The organism is Actinomycetota bacterium, assembly GCA_030774015.1.
Lineage (GTDB): Bacteria > Actinomycetota > UBA4738 > UBA4738 > JACQTL01 > JALYLZ01.
The window spans coordinates 1-3,538 of record JALYLZ010000015.1 but is presented as its reverse complement, the minus strand read 5'-3'; the positions used below and the strand labels follow the sequence as shown (position 1 = coordinate 3,538).

The following is a 3,538-nucleotide window of genomic DNA, read 5'->3' as shown; positions in this document are numbered from 1 at the left end:
CTGGTTCCTCGGGGCGAGCACGGAGTGGCCCGGCGTGGAGCCGCCCGACGTGGAGCTCGGAGACGTGGACCAGCTCTCACGGTCCTACCCCGAGGCCGCTGAGACGCTCCGCTCGTTCAGATAGCTTCTGTGCCCTTTGCGAGAATGGGGTGACGACGGTCGAGGGATGGTGGACATGGGGATCGAGCCGGGGCGCCTGCTGGAGCTGGCCGAGGAGATGGCCGGCCGGGCCCGAGAGGAAGATGTCGACCACGCGGCACTGGCGGTCCTCGCCGCCCACGCCGCGCTGGAGGCGATGGTGAACCGCCTGGGCGGCGAGACCATCGGCAGCTTCAACTACCGGGCCCGGTTCCTCCCCAAGTGGCACGACCTGTGCGAGCGAACCATCGGACGCCAGCTGGAGGCCGCTCCCGACCTCGAGCGGCTCCAGGCCCTCCGTGACGCGGTGGTCGGATACGGGGGGGACCCGGAGCGGTTTGACCGCCGGTCCACCTCCCCTCCGCCCGAGGCCCCCCGGGCGGTCGGACCCGAGGAAGCCCGGTGGGCCGTGGAGTCGGCCCGTCGGGTGATCGCCGAGTTCCACCGGGCCGCCGGACGGGACGCCCCCGGCTGGGTGTGACGGCGCAGTCATGCAGGGTGTATACCGGCTCTGGCACCGCTCGAAGGAGCTGAGGGAGTCCTTCGTCGCGGCGCCGGGTCCCATGGGGTGGCGCTACTTCGGCCGGGTCCACGAACCGGAAGGCCCGGAGTTGTTCGTGGTCGACCACGTGGTGGACGGGGACTGGAACCTGGTGCGATTCCGGTCGGTGGACGTGGAGGGCGCGGAGGTGATCGCCGTCCCCGCCGCCGGCGGCGTCGAGGTCAGCATTCGCGGGCCGGCAGCCGACCGAACGGAGAGGGTGGACGGGGCGACCGCCGTGTGGTCTGTCTCCCCGAGTTCGCTGCTGGTGCTCGACCGCCGGGTGGGAGGGTTGGGCGGGACCGTGAGCGCAGTCCGGTTGGAGCCAGGCTTCGATCCGGAGTCGATCACCGTGCAGCTGAGCCGGCGCCGTTCCCCTGGCGGAGTCTCCACGGCCGAGGAGGTCGACGTGATCGTGGACGGTCGGCCCATCCTCGCGGTGATCCGTGAAGGCGTGCCCCTCTCCGCGGAGGGGTGGTTCGAGCTGATGGCCTGAGGGGTCTGGCGCCGGCGCGGCCGGCGGAACCGCGCGGTGAGCGCCAAGGACGAGGCCCGCCGGCAGGAGTGATGACAGTGGCCAAGACCCAGGAGCACGAGCGCGCACACGAGGGGCTGTCCGAGGTCTTGGAGAGCGCCCAGCTCCTCGATTTCTGCTGTCGGAGACGCCGCGCCGGACCCCCGTTCCGATGGGGACTGCCAAATGTGCGACCGGCGCGTCCATTGGGTTCCGGGCGGGTCATGAGCCGGGCCACTGGGCGCGGGCCGTCCGCAGGGCCGAGGCCGAGGCCAGGGCAGCGGCGGAGATCAGGGTCCGGGAGCAGCACCCGTTCAAGTGGCTCCGCCACGGTCCGGGCCGGGAACGCCCGGGGCGTCCCGGGTGGACCCGCTCGCCTGGCCGGCTACGCCGAGCCATGTTGCAACGGTGGGATAGGAGCAGTGCTGGGCGGCCATCACCTCCGCTGGCTGATATCACGGACCAGGCGGCCGCCGGCAAGGTGTGGAGCCCGAACGCGTGTCCGGCCGGCGTCGCCGCCAGGACGATGTGCCGGACCCCAGGCGGGTGTGCAGCAAGTTCAGGTCGGTAGGATTGGCACGTGACGCACAAGCCCCAGGGCGACGTGGTGTATCTCGCCAGCTCCGGTCAGGACGAGGCCAATCGGCGACGGGCGATGAGAGCGATCATTTTCTCGTCGCTCGGGCTCCTCGCCACAAGTGCCTTCGAGCTCTTCATCACCGTTCTGTCCGGCAGCGTGGCGCTGCTGTCCGACGCGCTGCACAACCTCGGCGATGTCTTCACGACGGTCGGCGTGTACTTCGGCTTCCGGGCCTCCAGGAAGCAGCCGACCGGCCGCTACCCGTACGGGTTCGGGCGAGCGGAGGATCTGGCCGGCATTGTCATCCTCCTCGCCATCTGGACAAGCGCCGGGCTCGCCGGGTGGCAGTCGTACGAAAAGCTAGTGTCCGGCCGAGGCACCACTCACCTCACTCTGGGCATGCTTGCCGCCGCCATTGGCATCGCCGGTAACCAGGTCGTCGCCCGCTACAAGGGCCGCGTGGGACGCGAGATCAAGAGTGCCCCGCTGATCGTCGACGCGCGCCACTCCTGGCTGGACGCCATCGCCTCCGCGGGGGCACTCGCGGGCCTGATCGGGGTGGCCCTTGGCTGGCGGGTCGCCGACCCGATCGCCGGGTTCGCCATCACCCTGCTCATCATCCACATCGGCATCGATGCCACCAAGGACGTTGCATCTCGTCTCATGGACGAGAACGACGAGGAAGTGGCGGAGGCCATCCGCGCCGTCGCCGAGAAGATCCCCGGCGTCGTTGAGGTGAGCGACGTCCGGGCCCGCTGGCTCGGCCGCGAGGTCGAGGCGCGTGTCCTCGTCCGTCTCCCCGCGACGATGGGGTTCGTGGAAGCGCACGACGTTGCCCATCGGGTGCAGGAAGTCGTGCGCACGGAGGTTCCGGACGTGCGAGAGGTGCTCGTAGAACCGGCACCGGTCATCGAGGCCGCGCCGAGGGTCTCGAACGGCGTCCTGTAGGCGTTCGGTCGCGGGCTCCGCTGCCCGCAGTGGGGGCGGGCAAAGAGGAGGGGCATTGTGTCGCGAAGGTCCCGAGACAGCAGGAGGGACCCGATGATCGTCTGCTGGCGCACCGTGCAGGTCCCGAAGGTCGAGCGGGATCGGTTTATGGCCTGGATCGAAGAGAACCGGCGGCGTCGCGAGGAGCACGGCATCCTGTTTGAGCTCGTCCTGGGGCGATCCGCTCGGCAGAACCCGGCAAAGACGCTCCAGCCTTCATCTATTCGGCTGCCCGTGGGGTGCAAATACTCCGATCGGTTCGTGACCTGCGGAAACGCGTGGAAGGGAGCCCTGCCAGCAGGAGGCTATCCTACCGTGGTAGGATGGCCTCGTGACCGTAGCGAAGCTGTCCCTCTCGTTCGAACCGGCGCTGGCTGAGCGAGCGCGCCAAGCGGCCGAGGCGACGGGCCAGAGCCTTTCGTCCTTCGTGGCCGGGGCCGTAGAGCACAGGCTCAAGCTGGAGGAGGGCCGGAAGCTCCTCGAGGAGTGGGAAGCCGAGCAGGGTCCCATCACCGAGAAGGAGCTGGATCGTGTGAGGTCGAAGTGGCGGGCCTGACCCTGGACACGGGGGCGCTGATCGCTGCCGACCGCAATGACCGGGCATTCTGGGCCTTCTTGAAAGAGGCCGTTGTCCGGGGAGTTGTCCCGGTTATCCCGGCGCCGGCCCTGGCCCAAGCCTGGCGCACGCCTCGTCAGGCTCGCCTTCACCAGGTGGTGAAGGCCTCCTGGGTGGAGCCCCTGGATGAGCCCCTGGCCAAATCGGCCGGCGAACTCTGCG

At 69.6% G+C, this 3,538-nt stretch carries 5 protein-coding genes; all 5 read left to right on the top strand.

The window, feature by feature from the left end; genetic code table 11:
* Positions 1–175: 175 nt before the first annotated feature.
* Entirely contained in the window at positions 176–619 is a 444-nt protein-coding gene (locus M3Q23_00870; protein MDP9340664.1) for a hypothetical protein, read from the top strand.
* A 10-nt stretch (positions 620–629) separates the two neighbouring features.
* Positions 630–1,175, top strand: a complete 546-nt coding sequence (locus M3Q23_00865; protein ID MDP9340663.1) for a hypothetical protein — start codon at positions 630–632, stop codon at positions 1,173–1,175.
* 598 nt (positions 1,176–1,773) lie between these two features.
* On the top strand, positions 1,774–2,721 hold the full coding sequence (locus M3Q23_00860) for a cation diffusion facilitator family transporter (GenBank protein ID MDP9340662.1): 948 nt from the start codon (positions 1,774–1,776) through the stop codon (positions 2,719–2,721).
* A gap of 370 nt (positions 2,722–3,091) precedes the next feature.
* The gene (locus M3Q23_00855; protein MDP9340661.1) at positions 3,092–3,316 is read left to right on the top strand and encodes a hypothetical protein; all 225 of its coding nucleotides are present in this window, start codon (positions 3,092–3,094) and stop codon (positions 3,314–3,316) included.
* On the top strand, positions 3,304–3,538 hold a 235-nt coding region (locus tag M3Q23_00850), incomplete at its 3' end, for a twitching motility protein PilT (GenBank protein MDP9340660.1). The genes M3Q23_00855 and M3Q23_00850, both read left to right, overlap by 13 nt.

Bases quoted from the DNA above. Each gene is read 5' to 3' on its own strand.
- M3Q23_00870 (MDP9340664.1), top strand. From the start codon at position 176: ATGGGGATCGAGCCGGGGCGCCTGCTGGAGCTGGCCGAGGAGATGGCC.
- M3Q23_00865 (MDP9340663.1), top strand. From the start codon at position 630: ATGCAGGGTGTATACCGGCTCTGGCACCGCTCGAAGGAGCTGAGGGAG.